The sequence below is a fragment of the Fluviicoccus sp. genome (genome assembly GCF_030646115.1).
Lineage (GTDB): Bacteria > Pseudomonadota > Gammaproteobacteria > Pseudomonadales > Moraxellaceae > Fluviicoccus.
In genome coordinates this window covers 308,577-326,063 of sequence record NZ_JAUSMX010000009.1, presented here as the reverse complement: position 1 = coordinate 326,063, position 17,487 = coordinate 308,577, and the positions used below count along the sequence as shown (strand labels likewise).

The following is a 17,487-nucleotide window of genomic DNA, read 5'->3' as shown; positions in this document are numbered from 1 at the left end:
ACTTTTCGCACTTTTCCGGCCTGCGCCTCTAACGGGAGATCATGCGGGATGAACGCCACCGGCTTCATGGATTTCTTTACCCAAAACGGCTATTTCATTGATCGCGCCGTCTTTCCGGCCGATTTGATCCAGGATCTTAAAGCCGGCCTGGATCGTGCGATTCGGGCAGAAGCTGCATATAAGGCTCCTGAGTCCGACCATGACCCGCTCCAAGTCATGTGCTGCCCGTTTCATGATGACATCTTTCTGGAACTGCTGGCGCGCGATGAAATTATCAACCGGGTCGAGGCCCTACTGGACCGGCACTGTATTGTTTATACCTTCACCAACTCCTCCATGTCGCCGGGGCAGGGCAATTTCTCCAGCCGTATTCATGTTGATCGACATCATATGACCGGCGACTATCAGGAAGGAGTGGGTCTCATGGTGCTGCTTGATGATTTTACAGAGCAAAATGGCGCCACTTGGTATTTACCCGGCTCCCAACATCAGCAGGAAGCACCTTCGGAAGCTGACTTCTACGCTCGAAGCCTCCGCTTGGTTGCTCCTGCCGGTACTGTTTTCTATTTTCATCCACGCTTGTGGCACGCTGGCGGCGAAAATCACACCGGCACGCAGCGCGATGCCGTATTGCTCGGCTTCAGCCGGGCCCATGTCAAGCAAAGGCTGAACCTGCCAAAACTGCTGAAGGGGCATTCCCATCGCTATAATAATCAGCGTGTCCTGCAAAAACTGGGCTTTCAGGCTGAGCCTCCGCAAAGTCTGGAGGAGTTTTACCAGGCATCGGCCCAAAGCTACTCCTTGCGGATGAACCGAACGGATTAAGCACTTTAAAGCATTATACGAAGAGCGTGCTGGGTCAGCACATGCTCACATCCAGCCGCCTCCAGCACCCGCGACATACCCCGATTACCATGCGACACGACAAACTCCATGGGCATGCCTCGCTCAAACCCTTGCCGAAGACAGGCCTCAACCAGCGAACCGGCGCAGCCCACGCCTGCCGGGCCGGTCGCTACAATACTGTTACCCCATAGACAGCCGGAGATACCATACGCAGAAAAGTCAAGACGCTGCACACCGCCGCCCGCTACAAGCCTGCCGTTACGCAGCGCCATCAAAGCCACCCGGTCAGTTGCCGGTTTAACCAGTAAATTGCACATCCACTGCTCGTACATCGTGGAAACTTTCCCTGCATCAAATACGGGATCGCGGGAGTAACGGGAGATAAACCCGGCATCCGCCATGATCGGCAGCAAGGCCGCTGCATCGCCTTCCTCATAGTTGCGCACTTCACAGACCGGCTTGCCGGAACGAATGCTCCTGGCGTGCCGCATGTAGTAGACATGACGCGAATCTACCAGTGAAAAACCGGCACGCATCAGCAAATTGAAGGTATCAAAGTCCCCGGCATCCACAATGGTACTGAGGTGGCGTATGCCCGAGTCACGGGTGACCTGCAACAATCCAGCCACCATGGTTGTTGCGGAAGCAATATCAGCATCAGCTGCCATTGCATAGTCCATGAATCCCAGCTGCAGACCAAAATGGGAGCTTTCCCAAGCCAACGGAGTGCAGACACCGTAGGTCTCAGCCCTCCAGGTTCGGCTCATACAGTGGGCAAAAATGACACCGTCCTGCTCCAGGCGGGTGCGTAACTCCCCCTGTTTCAGGCATTGCAATTCTACCGGGGAAAAAATCCTGTGATGGCGGTAGCGGCTGAATCGCAAATCATGTGCCGCACTGCCCGACAAGACTGCCTCATAGGCTTCGCCCGTCATTTCACCCATTATCACCGACGACCGATCAACCACAGCCTGCTCCCAGTAGTTGCGCTACTCATAACTGAATTCTATGCTTGTAGATTCTGAATCTGATGACTTCCAAAAACCGTTCAACAAAAATCAGCAGCCGGCTTGAACGACTATAGGTCGATTTCCGCCCTGGCAATTCCGCCGTTTCAATCTGAACCTCAGTTACAGCCCCTCCGAGCATGTGCACCAGATAGAGCCTGGCTGAAAAAGCTTCTTCCGGCATGGTTTTCAACATATCTACCGCTTCCCGGGACAACAGAATCATCGAAGTATTGAAATCGTGGAGTGTCACACCGCCAATCAAACGCGCCATGAAATTAAAAACAGCGGTCAGCGCAATGCGGATGCCCGACACTCCCTTCCGAAACACCCGCCATGCAAATACCAAATGGAATCCCCGCAGATACTCCGCGACAAAACGTTCAATATCCGCCACATTCCGGTGCATATCCGAATCCATGGTCACCACCACTTCGCCATCAGCCCTGGCCACACCTTTGACTAACGCTGTCAGTTGTCCCTGCCTCTCGCCCCTGCCGATCAACACCAGATCAAAACTGCTTTGGTAACTACGACACAAGTCCTCATCCAGTCCCCCCAAGTCATCAACGACTACAACCTGCAGCCTCCATGTATCGGGAATAGAAAGCTCCTTCACTGCATCCAGGAATAGACGGACAACATCCGAATCCGCATCGGAGGTAATCACAATTGATACCAGCATTTCGCAACTCCCGGCCCAAGGATCACACAATCATTAACGCTTCGGCGTGGCCGCCTCAATCAGGTTTTCATAAGTTTTCAGATCACCCGGTTCGTACCAGAACATATAAACCTGATATTGCTCATTGAACTTGTACACCGGCTCACACCTTTTGCAACGCAATTGCCCTACATAAAGGGCAGCGCGTTTTTGCTCTCCCGCCCAAGTCCTGAACCGGTAGATGCTGTATTGTTTGCCACCCGGATGCATGGTAAAAAAATAACCCTTGAAATAAATCAATGCCATATAGTCGCGATCATTCGAGAATGACACCGTAACACCTGGCGGTATCCGCCTTGGATCCAGATAATAGAATATATCAGACTTGTTAATAACGAGTGCATCCACTAACGGGTACCTTGCAAGCAAACTGTAAAGGACACGAGTCGTTTCTTTGGGAGCCTGCATTTCCTCCGGAGAAAACCGCCAGAATTGATTAACAATCGGTCGTGGACCATTGACCGGCCAACGCTCCCCACCGGCATACTTGGCGCGAAGTGCATCAACCTGGAAAAAATGCTCTGAAATTACCAATAAAATCAGGACACCCATCAGGAAATTCAACCCAGTACGTGCTTTTATAAAAACAGGCGTTTTACTCAAAGCTGTCATTGCATACGCAAAAGCAACAGATATAACGGGCAAAATTGACAGCAGGTACCGAGCCTCATAATATGTATATTTCTGAGCCAAAGTTACACTGAGCCATATCAGCCATACCATGGCTCCTCCCCAAATAGGCCACATCCTCCTGAAACCTGTGAACCAAAATGCCAGAAGTGCCGGACCAATCCACATCAAATTAAATGAACTTAGTGTATTGTTGACAAAATAAGCCTCATAGAATTCCACGTTCATTGCCTTACGCAAAGTCAAGCGCCAGGTAAAATAATCCGATAGGGAGTCCAATGAAAAAAGCAACCACAAAAAATACAAACCTCCAGGCGAACCCAAGGTAATAAAACACTTCCACTGACGCTCTTTCAGAAAAAAAAGCGCCAGAAAAACAATCAGAAAAAACCCTTCAGCACGAATCAGCGGCATTAAAGATGCGATTGCCGCACAAAGCAAGTAACGCCTGAAGGCAAAGGCGCACATTGCAGCTGAAAAAAAGAAGGCTAGCCAAGACTCCCCATAAAAACTCAGGAAAACCAAGGCATATAACGGCATACAGGCGAGAACCAGCGGTGAAAATACGTTTATCCCTTTGCTCACGCCCAGTTGCTCACCCGTCTTGTAAACAAACCACAAGGTCATGAATGCAGGAACAATGTGAAAACAACGCATCAAAAACAAATTATTTCCGAACAATGTGGCAGCCATGTTATCCAGAAACACACCTACCGGTAAAGCATAGTTCCAACTGAATATCCCGGGCTGAACTCCTGCAGCCTTGGCAATATAGAAGCGATAAGCATCATCCACCCCAAACAACTTGATGGCCTCCAGCATATCAAGCACCAGCCACTGATTATCCAGTGTGGTTACTTTGGCAAGCCAGACATAGACCGCAGCGACCATCGCCAGCAACGTCACGCCAATACATTTAATTAACGTCCCCATCAAGTCTCGAGGGGCTTGCACAATAGTTATCTCATCCAACTTAGGCTGGGACTCCGATTCCGAGCCAGTAACTGTTTCCCCAAGTGCATTCAGGCTCGCTGGCTTTCTTGTTTTCATCGAATTTTCACTCTTAGATCTCAAAAAAATTACACCCCATGCACCCAAGTCCGACAACCGATCGAGGGAGGCATTGGGGCTCTCACTGCAAATAGATCAAAAATTCATAAATCTTTACGCCAGAACCTCATCTCCAAGGAAACCCGCGTAACTCCGGTATTAAAATTCACGCCACCGCCATGTACCAGATACGGCGAAAAAACCATAACTTCATTATCACCAACAACCGGCCGAATCATATCCATACCATGGTCACTACCCACCACTGAAGGCACCGTATAGCTAACCCCATCAATAACAGCCCCAGCGGTGGTGCGAATAATTTCACTTTCCAGCCAGCAGTGACTCCGGGGTATCAGCGGCAACGAAGATAAGGCATTGCTTCCAGCCAAGGGGACATAAATATTAATCGCATGGCGCAAACGATCCAACCAGACATCACGATGAGGGGGATTGTTATCCAAGAATGCACCAGGGCGTACAATTCGCAGAAAGAAACGGCCTGCAGCTTCATTACCCGGCTTGGCGCAACTCACTTCCAGCCCGCAAATTTCGCTGACCCGCTTGTCCAGCAACCGGAAATCCAGGGGAAAAGAGTCCAGGGAAGAATGCTCCTGTAAGTAGCGCACCACATGCATGTGCTGCTGCGAGTCTGCACAATAGCGGTGATATTGATCCAGAGAGAAGTCAGGCTGTCTTTTCCCCTTCACAACCTGCACCGTCGCATGAACCCGTTCAAGCAGTTTTTCCTGCAAACACTGGAAATCATTCGGTGAGAGAAAAGGCCTCACAACAAAACCTTCCGAATGCCATGAGGTCGTCTGAGTAAGGTCATCGTCTTGTAGCAATAGACATGTCGCAGGACCGCGGACTGTTTCACCCGTCAAATTCAGTCCAACCGCCTTACCATCAATTCGGTACTGTGCAAATTGTCGAATGCCACTCATCGACCATCACCTCCTGAATAATCGCTCAACAGCATTGCCCTTCATTCACCAAACGGTTAACCGCAGCAATTCATGCACAAACCGGCTCCAGCATCCTTTATACTCATCAAAACCGTTATTATTAGACACACTCCATCCTCTGAATACTCACCCATGGCCATCATTCCCTTTCACAAACCCTTGTTGACCGGTAATGAATATCCGTACTTAGAGCAAGCTTGTGCCTGTGGCACATTCAGTGACGATGGCCAATTTCAAAGGTCCTGTCGTCAAATCCTGCAGAACATCACTGGATGCTCACAGGTGCTGCTAACGCCCTCATGCACAGCCGCTTTGGAAATGGCCGCATTGTTGGCGGACATTCGCCCAGGTGATGAAGTGATCATGCCCTCCTTCACCTTTCCCTCCAGTGCAAACGCCTTCGTTCTGCGGGGTGCACGACCTGTGTTCATCGATATTCGTCCGGACACTCTGAATATGGATGAACGCCTGATTGAATCCGCCATTTCCTCCCGAACTCGCGCCATTGTACCAGTGCACTATGCCGGTTCGGCCTGCGAAATGGACACTATCATGGAAATTGCCGGGCGGCATCGACTGCTGGTCATTGAAGATGCCGCACAATGTATCGGCGCAACCTACAAAGGGCGACCCCTTGGCACCATCGGCCACTTGGGGACATACTCTTTTCATTCCACCAAAAACATCCATTGCGGCGAAGGCGGCGCATTGCTTATCAATGATGAACGCTTCATGCAGCGTTCACTAATCATCCAGAACAAAGGAACCAACCGTCATGACTTTATCACTGGACAAGTACCGTTCTATCATTGGACAGACATTGGTTCTTCATATGTGCCGAGTGAATTGACCTGCGCATTTTTATTGGCCCAACTTCAGCATCTGACTATGATTACCGAGAGTCGGCTTTCTTCATGGGCGAGATATCATGAGCTATTGATACCGGCAACTTCTACTGGCTTGTTACGTATATCTCAACCTCGAACTGACAGCCTTCACAATGGGCATATTTTCCCGGCTATCTTTGCCTCACCCAAAGACCGCCAAATGGTTCAGGATGCTATGTCGGCCCGTGGCATCCAGACTGCTTCGCACTACCGGCCCTTGCACCAATCCCCTGCAGGGGCACGGTTTGCATTAAGCGCATCACAGGATCTGCGCCATACCCAGAACACTGCAGATACCTTGCTACGGCTTCCAATCTGGCATGGATCACCCGTTGATGAAATTGGCAATGCATTACTGAATATTCTTTTCGATTTGCATGCCAAACGAATGATAAGAACGACTGAATAACTACGTTTGCAAGGCTTCACTAATAGGTGATGCTTCGAACACGACTGGAGCAAACGGGCTTGTCTAACACATACAACCACCGACAGACTTCCTAGGACGTCCATCATGATCTTGTAGCGCAAAAGGGACAAAGAATGGAATTGTAAGTATCTTGAATGACAGGCTGAAGATCAGTTGAGTAATCAAACCACAGGAACCGGCTAAATAAAACTGTTGTGCTCCGTGCGCAACCCATTGCATTGGTGAGAACCAGAATAAATATTCTTGTTTTAATAACAACCAACAAACAGGCGACTTAGTTGTTTTGACCTGTACTCCGTACTGCTGGGGCAATGATATCTGTCGATCGCCCCAGTCAGTAGTCAGTTTCAGGATGCTTTCAGATTGCCATGCTCCATGATGGCATCATCCGGCTTATCTTCATAAACCAGCAGGGGCTCCGAACTTTCGGTAATGGTTTTCTCATCCACCACCACATTGGATACTCCTTCCAGCGAAGGCAAGTCGTACATGGTCTGTAACAGCACGCCTTCCAGAATGGAACGCAGACCCCGTGCCCCGGTTTTCCGCTCCATAGCCTTGAAAGCGACAGCCTTCAGGGCTTCGTCCCGGAATTCCAGGCCAACACCTTCCATGCCGAACAGCTTCTGATACTGCTTGGTCAACGCATTCCGCGGCTCGGTCAGGATTTGCATCAACGCATCCTCACTCAGCTCCTCCAGCGTGGCGATAACCGGCAGACGGCCAATGAACTCAGGAATCAGTCCGTATTTAATCAGATCTTCCGGTTCAACATCGCGGAAGAGTTCACCAACATTACGGTCGTCGTCCTTGCTCTTGACGGTGGCGCTGAAACCAATGCCGCCTGGCTCGGCCCGGCTGCGAATGACCTTGTCCAGACCGGCAAAGGCACCGCCGCAAATGAAGAGGATGTTGGACGTATCCACCTGCAGGAATTCCTGCTGGGGGTGCTTGCGGCCACCCTGCGGCGGAACAGAAGCCAGCGTGCCTTCAATCAACTTCAGCAATGCCTGCTGTACACCTTCACCGGACACATCCCTGGTAATGGATGGGTTGTCAGACTTTCGGGTAATCTTGTCAATTTCGTCTATATAGACAATGCCGTTCTGGGCCTTTTCTACATCATAATCGCATTTCTGCAGTAACTTCTGGATGATGTTTTCAACATCCTCCCCCACATAACCGGCTTCCGTCAGCGTTGTGGCGTCAGCGATGGTGAAGGGGACATTCAACAGACGGGCCAATGTTTCGGCCAGCAGGGTCTTGCCGGAGCCCGTAGGGCCAATCAGCAGGATGTTGCTCTTGGCCAGTTCCACATCCTGGCTTTGTTTACCGCCGGGTGTGGTTTTCTTCATACCGGCGCGCAAACGTTTGTAGTGGTTGTACACCGCCACGGCCAACACTTTTTTGGCCTGTTCCTGGCCAATGACGTATTCATCCAGGGTCAGCTTGATTTCGTGCGGAGTGGGCAGCGAGTCTTTTGCCTTGCCTTGTCCCGGCGCATCCTCCCGTACTTCCTGGCGGATAATGTCATTACAGAGCTCGACACACTCATTACAGATGTAGACCGAGGGTCCGGCAATCAGCTTGGAGACTTCATGCTGGCTCTTGCCGCAGAAAGAACAGAACAGCAACCTTTCATCACGGCCTTTACGATCATCACTCATGTCTTGACCTCGTTATTCGATTCATTCCCACCGATGCGGGAGACAGGCAATGCCATGCGCATCACCTGACTTGCAGGCCCCGGTATCAGGGGCGTTTATCCAGAACGGCGTCAATCAGGCCATATGCCTTGGCTTCTTCCGCGCCCATGAAATTGTCGCGATCTGTATCTTTTTCAATGCGTTCAATAGACTGACCGGTATGAAACGCCAGACTCTGGTTGAGCCGGTCGCGGATTTTCAGGATTTCCTGCGCGTGGATGGCGATATCGGAAGCCTGACCCCGGAAACCACCCAGCGGCTGGTGAATCATGACACGCGAATTCGGCAGGCAGTAACGCTTGCCCTTGGCGCCGGCCGTCAACAGAAAAGACCCCATGGAGCAGGCCTGGCCCACACAAATGGTGCTGACATCCGGCTTGATGAATTGCATGGTGTCATAAATTGCCATACCGGCCGTGACTGAACCACCGGGTGAATTGATATAGAGATGAATGTCCTTGTCAGGATTTTCGGACTCCAGAAACAGCATCTGGGCCACAATCAGATTGGCCATGTGGTCTTCCACTTCACCAACCATGAAGATCACACGTTCTTTCAGCAGGCGCGAAAATATATCAAATGCGCGCTCACCCCGAGCCGACTGCTCGACCACCATCGGCACAAGGCCACTGTTGACTGGATTCATCTGTCTTTACCCGATTTGCATGGTTGAAGGATAGTGTGGATTGCGCTGTAACATTTAGCAAAAAAGGTTACAGCATTCCAGCACTTTAGCAATTCACTGACAGAAAACTATTGGCTGTGTTTGCAGAAGGGCCGGCAATATTGCCGGCCCAGGTGATGCGTGGCGCTTACTGTTGCTGGCGCAACAGGTCACCGTAAGAGACGGCTTTGTCGCTGACTTGCGCTGCTGCCAGCACCAGATCCACCACTTGGTCTTCGAGCACAGCGGACTCGACCTGAGCGCGCTGTTCGCGGTTACCCAGATACCAGGCCACCACTTCAGCGGGATCTTCATAGGACTCGGCAATTTCGCCAACCAAGGTGCGTACGCGGTCAGCATCCACCTTCACATCATTCTTGGCAATAATTTCACTCAACAACAGGCCAAGGGAGACAGCCCGCTTGGCTGCGTCCGTGAAAAGCTCATTAGGCAGCATTTCCGGTTTGATATTTTGTGCATTACCACCAAAACGCTGAATGGCCTGTTCACGCTGGCGTCCGATTTCCTGCTCCAGCAATGCCTGGGGCACATCTACGGGGTTTGCAGCCAGCACCGCATCAAACACGGCGGCCTTGACGCGCGAACGGATGGTGTTGCGCAGCTCACGCTCCATGTTCTTACGCACGTCAGCGCGGAATTTCTCGACACCGCCTTCGGTTACGCCAAAGGCAGACAGGAACTGTTCATCCAGTTCAGGCAGGACCGGGCGCGCCACCTTCTTGACGTTGATCTTGAACTGAGCTTCCTTGCCTGCCAGGTTTTCTGCCTGGTAGTCTGCCGGGAAAGTCACTGAAATGGTTTTCTCTTCGCCGGCCTTCATGCCGGCAACTTGCTCTTCAAAGCCGGGGATCATGCGCTTGGAGCCCAGCACCAGATTGAAATCCTGGGCGCTGTTGCCGGCAAATGCCTCACCGTCTACGGTTCCTTCAAAATCCAAGGTAACGCGATCCTGATCCGCAGCCGGTTCTTCGGTGTCGTTGAACTTGGCGCGCTGGCGACGGAGGTTTTCAATCATTTCGCTGACGTCAGCATCGGTCACTTCCGACGTCGGGCGCTCTACCGCCAACGTCGAGAAGTCATTGAGAGTGACCTCCGGATAGACTTCAACCACAGCGGTGAATTCCAGGACTTCGCCATGAGCGGCATTGAACGGCTCAATGGTGGGGAAGCCGGCGACACGCAGGTTCTGGCTTTCAACAGCGGCCACATAGCTGTCCCGAATCACATCTTCCAGTGCTTCAGCGCGGATGCTTTCACCAAAACGCTTCTTGACCATGCTCAACGGCACTTTACCGGCACGGAAACCGTCCATCTTGATAGTGCGCGCGGTCTGGTTGAGACGGTTGTTGAAAGTCTGCTCGACACGGCTGGCAGGAACGGAAATCTTCAGGCGGCGTCCCAGAGCGGAAACGCTTTCGACAACTACTTGCATGGCATCCTCGGGTTAATGTACGGGCCAGACGGCCGAATTCTAAAAGCGGGGATTATACGGGAGAATGACCGGTTTAAAAGAGTGCGTTGCTAAAAATTGACGCAGTAAAGATGAAGGTGTGGCAGGAACCCTTCAACATGATACGGATTACCTGCGCACCACTCCTGTTACTGACAAAAAGGCGTCTGGCCCATTCAGGCCTGCCGCCAACTCCTGTCATTCCCATGCCGCTTATTGAACCTTGAGATTGACTTCCCCGTAGAAGCGACCGCCGGTTATCACCATTTCACCCAAGGTATAAAAACGACCGGTTGCATCTCCAGCCGCCGTGCCAGCCAAGTTGAATCCGGGCTTCCAGTCCACCCCTTCTTTATAGGTGCTGCCTGCACCCGTAAACACGGCATTTGTTGCTGGCGGACGATAGAGGTTCAATTTACGGATACGAATCACATCGGCATCGGCCTGCGTAGTGCCGGGCGCCAACTCAAACGCTGTGGCGAAGGTCACAAACGGGCGAATTGTCGGTCCTGGCTGAGAGGCTACTGCTTCCACACCAATATCAATACGGCTGGCGTCTTCATAGGTTCCATCGGTGGCAAACGGCACATGCTCTGACAGCATGTTCAGCGTGCCGGTTATGTCAATCCATTCAATCCGGGTTCCATCCACTGGCTCCACCAGATACATGCCGTTTTTCGTCATGTCGGTAGCAACCAACTTGGAACTAAGCCCAATATAGGTACAAGACTGGTTGGGGCATTGCGTGGCCGGTGTCGGAGGCGTCGGTGGCGGCGAGAAAGTGAAACTGAAGTCCCCGCCGAACTTCCAGCGTATGCCAACAACAGAGTCATCGTCCCGCATCTGGCGGCCCACCGTTCCATCCGGCAAGTCGCCGATGGCCAGACCGGCTCGTATATCGAAACTCATATTTCTGGAGGTCAGGCGTATACCTGATGTGTCCAATCCTGAACCTGCCGCATAGTCCATGGCGGTATCCGCTACATAAAACTGGCTCTGAAGTAAGCTGTACCGGGAGTCAATATTGGTGAAGCCGACGTATTTATTGGCGGATGTATCCGCCACAATCAGGTGCGTGCCCTTGGTGCTGGGTGTTCCATAAGCCGTGTTTTTGCCTGTGGTCTCAATCGTCAAATCAAAACCGGTTCCATGCCGGTTGTTCGCAGCCGGAATGCCTGGATGACCGCTGGGGTACATCAACAAGTTGAAGTTTAGACCATAAAAGTTCGGCATCAAGGCCCAAGTTTGCGCTGCACTGATGCTGGCTCCTGATGTAGTATCCGCAAACGTAATAGTCCTGGCTCCGCCTTGTAATTCGAAATTGCGGGCGGCAATGGCAATGGCATTTTCACCCGAAGTGGCAGATACGGGCGTTGCTCCAAAGGTGGTAGATGCTACGCAACCGGTGCCGCTGACGCAAGAGAAGGTATTGGCTGCCGGTGTTGCAAAATTGCTGAGCCCGCCCCCACCCGCCCCTGCCAACAGGTTCAGGTAGATGTCACCCATGTTGAACACGGCGCGGGAAGGCGAGACAGCCGCCCCGTCCGAAAGCGCCGCCCAATTACTGAACCGGACCAGCGAGCCACCGGGCTCACCCATTTCCAGTTCAAACGGGTTTGCCTCACTGGAACGGGCGAACTCAAATTTGGGAGAGAACTTGATGCCGGAAGTGCCGAAGCCGGTGCCGATACCAACTCCGGTATCGCCCTTCAGGCTCATGTCAACCGCCATCAGATTGCCAGAAAACCCGAAGTGCCAGTGGCTGGACGGAACTGCCGCCACATCCGGGAAATTGAAGGTGCTGGTGCCGCCCCCTGAAAAATCAATATTGGTCAGCACACCAATATCCATCTGGAAGCCTGACTTGTTGGCCGCCAACCGGGGAAACGAAAGAATTCCCGTGCCGCCGCCAAAATTGAAACCCTTGACAGCATCAACCGTAAATTGCCCGGTAGCCAGCGCATTGACGGTGAAGTCCTTGAAGGCCAATATGTTGTAGTCACCCACCCCGCCGGCGGTCAGTAAACCATTACCCGAGAAGGTTCCTGCGCCGTGGCTGTCCGCATTGGGGGTACAGGCGGCAGTATACAGACAACGAGCCTGCGCCAGGTACCAGTCTGCGTCTTCCATTTTCATGGCAAAGCGTCCAGCGGTGCCGGTGCCGTCAAACAGACCATTGGTATTGAAATAACTGAGTGTGGTGGGCGTGGTTGTTTTAATTGCAAACAAGCCGAAAGAATTGGTGGAGCCTGCGTTATTGGCCACCCGCATCGCTACGGACTTCAATTCCAGCGGCTGGATGGTGGCGCTGACACCAATGGACGGCACCCCGGCCACGGTATTGGTGCTGGCGCCGATATCAATATCCGCTACCATGCTGACCGGGGAAATATTGAGCTGGTTAACGCGCAAATCCATATCGGTGACAGCATTGCCGTCACGCCAGAAGGCATTCTGCATATTCACGGAGGTGGCTTGCACTTCCACCTGAATACCTTCCTGACCGCTGACTTCGCCAAGGGTTTCGTCGCTCAGGGCGTCAAGACTCCAAGCCGGCGCCATCAAGGCTGACTGGATGCTGAATGCCAATAGGGTGCGCTTGAACATCATTTTTATTATCCTGTTCAGCAAAACGTCAGGGTGCCCCAGCAGTTGTCCGCCGGTCTTTGTTGCAAGTCCACAGGAGCAACGTTAACCGCCGCCCCAAATACACCGCCAATAACAGACGCAAACGGAATATCAATATTCTGGTTGGTTGTTATATTATTGAATTGAACTTGGGGCATATACATCCACCAGCCCTTTTCCGCTGCCGGGTTGCTGCCGCTTGCAAAAGTTCCGTCGCTAACTTTTTGCCACACCACATTCTCCTTTTGCACCGAAATAAAGAAGTCCTTGGTGGGCAGGGTGAGTGCAGCATTTCCCGCCACATCAATCCGGTGAATGGTTCTTAAGGGCTGTCCCAGCAAGTTGGTATTGTTCAAAGACAATCCAATGGCAGACGCCGACATGCCGGTCAAGTCAAAGGTGGTGGATCTACGCAGGGTTAACGCTTGGGAATGGGTGGCAATTGTTGCCGTCAGCCCGCACAACGCCCCCAAACTCAACCAACAGGGGGTTGCATTCACATTGGTCATCTGGGCATTGGTCAGCACTGCACCCATGTAACCGGATATCGTGGTAATCCCGGTGTCATCAGCCATGTTATTGACATCGGGGTTTTCACCGATGGACATGCCGCCCAATGCCTCCAAGGCGCCAATACGCATGCCGGAGACTTCACGGGTGGCGGCTGTTCCCGCATTTTTGATGGCGAACTCCAGATAGGGCCGGCGCATCATGAAGTCCGTGGACGGGCCGGAGTCATTAAAAGCGCCATCCAAGGGCGTGGTGTCCGGTGTGGCGGAAATACCATGCAAACGCACTCGGTTAATATCAATATCGCAGGTGCCGGTTGCGCCAGCGCCGTCGCAACCCAAGGCCAGACGGTTGATATTAAGGTTCATGTTCATTTCGGCATCAATACCGAGCCGATAGTAGGTAAATGCCCCGTTGGTGGCCGTATTGGATGTAAACAACGACTGGCCTACAACGTTATCCAGATTTTCATCGGTCATTTCCATCATGGCCACCGAAGATGTTCCAAAGCACACCATGACCAGCAAGGCCATCAGTCCCCTTTGAACTCCCCGCCAGTCTTTAAACACTGTCAGCATGATTGGTGATCCCCGACACAAGGAAACAATTTAATGGTCCCGTCTATCTGCAAATTGGCGACATTGGAAGGCCCATTGATCTGCAAGCCCATGAAACCGGTATTGACGTTGGCCGGAATGGCTGCACCGGTTGGCTCCAGCGTCGAGTCAGCAAAATAGCCGCGCCGGGCTCCGGTATCTGTTTCAAACGCCAGATTATCAATAGTCAGGTTCTTGATCTGTACTTTGGTGTTGGCGCCGGAACCGGTCGCGATATCACCAAAGCTCAGCAATACCGCAGGAATGGTTTTTGCAGCTGCGGCATCTGTTGTATAGGTCACCGTACTGGCATCTACCCGCAGGTAGGGAATATACAGTGAGCCTGTAAAACCCTTCAGTACAAGCCAGCGCTTATCGACATCATCCGCACCGCGATTGTTGAAAGCCCAACCGATCCGGCACTCTTTATATGTTGCAGCATTCGAACACAACGCCAGCTTGTTGCCCGCCTTGTCCACATTCAGCCGCCAATCAAGACTGACTGCCACCCCTTGCTGTGCTACGACATCTTCCAGTTGATCGTTACTAAGCGGATCCATCTGGGCCTGAGCAAGAGCCGAAACCCCCAGCAAGACCATTATCTTTAGATTAGCCATTATCATAGCCCCAGGGTCTTGATCTTGAGATGCTGGACAAAGATGCCGTCAATCCTGGAGCTGGCGGCTGTACCGGCCGCTCCCCGACTCCCCAGAATGGAGGTGCCGGCGTTATCCTTGAATTCGATCTTGCCGAAATTCACCTGACCATGAGTGGCGTCATCGCAATTCAAGGTTGCATTGGTACACATCTTGGCAGCGACATTAGGCGCAGGGTGATTGGCACCAGCCGCCGCCGGATCAATGCCTGTATAGCCGTAGTTTTGGTAAGCATAGTTGTAGATAGTGTTCAGATTACGAATCCGCACCACCTCGATAATCATGTTACCCGCAGCATCATTATCAAAAAGGATTGGCTGATAGTGCAGGTGCCCCACTGGCATGTTGAAATCCATGTCAGTGACCCAGATGCCTTCATTGGCATTGAACGTTCCTGGCGTAACCTGGGGAATCGTGGTGTTGGACACAGCCCCACCCACCCCGAAACGCATGACTCCGGTGGTGCTGCTGTTGATACGGTTCAACCACACAGCACCGAATGAGCCGTCATCATCGGCGACCGCTCCACCCGCCACCACCGGCATGAATTCAGTGCCGGCATTACCCATGTACTTGCCGTAGTCGGCTGTACTCTGGAAAATGCTGTATTTGCTGCCATGGAAAGACAGACGGTCCCAGACGGAAATACTTTGCAACTTGGCCGCCACACCCAGACCACCGCAAGCCGCGACTGACCCGTAGGTCGGTGTACCGGTATTACATACCCCGATATCGCCGTAAAAAGCGTATTTGAGGTTCATGACATTGACGTTGTCCGCAAAATCACCTGCCGCCGTATATCGGGGAGCGGAATACTGCAGTACGGGATAACCCGGAGAAGTCCCGTCATACAACAGATTATTGGTGCTGATGGCGCGAAACACCCAGGGATTGGAGGCCGTGCCCCAGGAAGGGATACGGTTTGCGCTGCTGACCGCCGTCACCGTCCCGTCCTGACCGGAAAAGGCGAAGCCATACCACAACAGATCGGCGGCGCGGTCCGTAAAGCCACCGCCCGCGCTGTTCACCGGTGCTCCGCGCGGCAAGGTTCGGATATAAGCAGCGGGATCAAAGACAATACGGATATTTTCCGGAAGAATGGCGATACCTTCGCCAGTCACGTCGCCCAGATCATCTTCCAGAACGGGTTCCAGCGCGGCATTGGCGCCTGCGGTCATGCCGGCCAGCAGCACAAACAGGGACAACAGCGTAAAGGAAGGCAACTTCATAAGACTCACCCGGTTTTTGTTATGTTGCTTGCATCAGCCGCTCACGGGCTTCACGCACAGCTTTTCTATACTTATACGGGATTATGAACGTTTTTAGAGGTTTTGCAAAAGGTGTAGCCACCTGTGAGGATGTTTTTTTGTAATGCATGGCTGCAAGATCCGGCAGAGACCCCTTCGGGGTCTCTGCCTTCGCTGACTTCACTCACTCTCAGAATGCATCACCGGGCACTCTCACCCACCCTTCCATCAGAATTCTGGCGCTGCGGCTCATGATGGCCTTGGTCACGGTCCACTCACCATTCACCAGCCTGGCCTCAGCTCCGACACGCAGCGTTCCGGAAGGATGGCCGAAGCGCACCGCCTCACGATCCCCGCCGCCCGCCGCCAGATTCACCAGCGTACCGGGAACCGCCGCCGCCGTGCCAATGGCCACCGCGCAGGTGCCCATCATGGCATGGTGCAGTTTACCCATCGACAGGGCGCGCACCAGCAGATCCACTTCATCTGAAGCAATTGTCTTGCCGCTGGAAGCCTTGTATTCCTTGGGTTTGGCGACAAATGCGATTTTCGGGGTGTGCTGACGGGTCAGGGCTTCTTCCGGGGTCTTGATCAGGCCCATGCGCAGCGCGCCTGCAACGCGGATCTGTTCAAAACGGGCCAGTGCCTTGGGATCAGTGTTGATGGCTTCACGCAGTTCCGTGCCGGTGTAGCCGATGTCCTCGGCGTTGACGAAAACGGTGGGAATGCCGGCGGTGATCATGGTCGCTTTGAAGGTGCCGACACCGGGCACTTCCAGGTCATCCACCAGATTACCGGTGGGGAACATCGAGCCACCATCTTCGCTGTCGTCGGAGGGATCAAGGAATTCCAGTACGATCTCGGCGGCAGGAAAGGTAACACCGTCCAGTTCAAAATCGCCGGTTTCCTGCACTTGGCTGTTGGAGACGGGCACATGGGCGATGATGGTCTTTTTGATATTGGCCTGCCAGATGCGCACCACGCAGACGCCGTTATCCGTAACACGGGACGTATCAATCAGACCGGCATGGATGGCGAAAGCGCCTGCCGCCGTGGACAGGTTGCCGCAGTTGCCGCTCCAGTCGACAAAGGCCTTGTCGATGGAGACCTGGCCGTAGAGGTAGTCGACATCATGGTCGGGCACACTGCTCTTCGACAGGATGACGCATTTGCTGGTGCTGGAGGTAGCGCCGCCCATGCCGTCGATGTGGGCGGCGTAAGGGTCGGGGCTGCCGATGACACGCATGAACAGCTTGTCGCGGGCTTCACCTGGAACCTGGCAGCTTTCTGGCAAGTCGGTCAGTTTGAAGAAGACGCCCTTGCTGGTGCCGCCACGGATATAGGTGGCGGGGATGCGGATTTGGGGAACGTTTGACATGGTTTAAGCCTCACCTTGGAGAGTCCCTTCTCCCCTTGTGGGAGAGGGTTAGGGTGAGGGGTGCTGCGGTTGTGCTTGAGCTGACGTTG

14 protein-coding genes are annotated in these 17,487 nt (G+C 52.9%); 2 read left to right on the top strand and 12 right to left on the bottom strand.

The features are described from left to right. Positions 1-48 precede the first annotated feature (48 nt). Positions 49-825, top strand: a complete 777-nt coding sequence (locus Q7T36_RS07240) for a phytanoyl-CoA dioxygenase family protein (protein ID WP_304845832.1) — start codon at positions 49-51, stop codon at positions 823-825. 5 nt (positions 826-830) lie between these two features. Here the strand turns inward: Q7T36_RS07240 and Q7T36_RS07235 are convergent, their stop codons facing one another. The 4 genes from Q7T36_RS07235 to Q7T36_RS07220 form a co-directional block, all read right to left on the bottom strand. Next, positions 831-1,790 (bottom strand): hypothetical protein, encoded by a 960-nt coding sequence (locus Q7T36_RS07235; RefSeq protein WP_304845829.1) that lies wholly within the window; start codon positions 1,788-1,790, stop codon positions 831-833. 49 nt (positions 1,791-1,839) lie between these two features. Continuing rightward, entirely contained in the window at positions 1,840-2,538 is a 699-nt protein-coding gene (locus tag Q7T36_RS07230; protein WP_304845826.1) for a glycosyltransferase, read from the bottom strand. Positions 2,539-2,571: 33 nt separating this feature from the next. After that, on the bottom strand, positions 2,572-4,257 hold the full coding sequence (locus tag Q7T36_RS07225; protein WP_304845824.1) for a glycosyltransferase family 39 protein: 1,686 nt from the start codon (positions 4,255-4,257) through the stop codon (positions 2,572-2,574). 104 nt (positions 4,258-4,361) lie between these two features. Next, positions 4,362-5,204, bottom strand: a complete 843-nt coding sequence (locus Q7T36_RS07220; protein WP_304845821.1) for a hypothetical protein — start codon at positions 5,202-5,204, stop codon at positions 4,362-4,364. 153 nt (positions 5,205-5,357) lie between these two features. Here Q7T36_RS07220 and rffA point away from each other — a divergent pair, with 153 nt between their 5' ends. Beyond that, a complete protein-coding gene (gene rffA, locus Q7T36_RS07215) occupies positions 5,358-6,521 on the top strand; it encodes a dTDP-4-amino-4,6-dideoxygalactose transaminase (RefSeq protein WP_304845818.1) in 1,164 nt (387 codons plus the stop codon). 368 nt (positions 6,522-6,889) lie between these two features. On the opposite strand, the gene clpX is transcribed toward rffA, so the two are convergent. The 8 genes from clpX to prpF all read right to left on the bottom strand — a co-directional run bounded on the left by clpX (position 6,890) and on the right by prpF (position 17,398). Then, positions 6,890-8,209 (bottom strand): ATP-dependent Clp protease ATP-binding subunit ClpX, encoded by a 1,320-nt coding sequence (clpX, locus tag Q7T36_RS07210; protein ID WP_304845815.1) that lies wholly within the window; start codon positions 8,207-8,209, stop codon positions 6,890-6,892. A gap of 85 nt (positions 8,210-8,294) precedes the next feature. Beyond that, complete coding sequence (gene clpP, locus Q7T36_RS07205; protein ID WP_304845812.1) at positions 8,295-8,894, bottom strand: ATP-dependent Clp endopeptidase proteolytic subunit ClpP; 600 nt, start codon at positions 8,892-8,894, stop codon at positions 8,295-8,297. 166 nt (positions 8,895-9,060) lie between these two features. Then, positions 9,061-10,365, bottom strand: coding sequence for a trigger factor (gene tig / locus Q7T36_RS07200; protein ID WP_304845809.1), 1,305 nt, complete (start codon positions 10,363-10,365; stop codon positions 9,061-9,063). Between the two features lie 231 nt (positions 10,366-10,596). Then, positions 10,597-12,993, bottom strand: a complete 2,397-nt coding sequence (locus Q7T36_RS07195; RefSeq protein WP_304845805.1) for a DUF6160 family protein — start codon at positions 12,991-12,993, stop codon at positions 10,597-10,599. A 14-nt stretch (positions 12,994-13,007) separates the two neighbouring features. Then, the gene (locus Q7T36_RS07190; protein WP_304845802.1) at positions 13,008-14,099 is read right to left on the bottom strand and encodes a hypothetical protein; all 1,092 of its coding nucleotides are present in this window, start codon (positions 14,097-14,099) and stop codon (positions 13,008-13,010) included. Further along, on the bottom strand, positions 14,093-14,734 hold the full coding sequence (locus Q7T36_RS07185) for a DUF6160 family protein (RefSeq protein ID WP_304845799.1): 642 nt from the start codon (positions 14,732-14,734) through the stop codon (positions 14,093-14,095). The genes Q7T36_RS07190 and Q7T36_RS07185 overlap by 7 nt, the downstream gene beginning before the upstream one ends. Positions 14,735-14,736: 2 nt before the next feature. Further along, positions 14,737-16,002 carry a hypothetical protein gene (locus tag Q7T36_RS07180; protein ID WP_304845796.1) on the bottom strand — a complete coding sequence of 422 codons (1,266 nt, stop codon included), beginning with the start codon at positions 16,000-16,002 and terminating at the stop codon, positions 14,737-14,739. Positions 16,003-16,210: 208 nt separating this feature from the next. Next, positions 16,211-17,398: a 2-methylaconitate cis-trans isomerase PrpF gene (gene prpF, locus Q7T36_RS07175; RefSeq protein ID WP_304845793.1), complete on the bottom strand. Its 1,188-nt coding sequence runs from the start codon at positions 17,396-17,398 to the stop codon at positions 16,211-16,213. Positions 17,399-17,487: the final 89 nt, after the last annotated feature.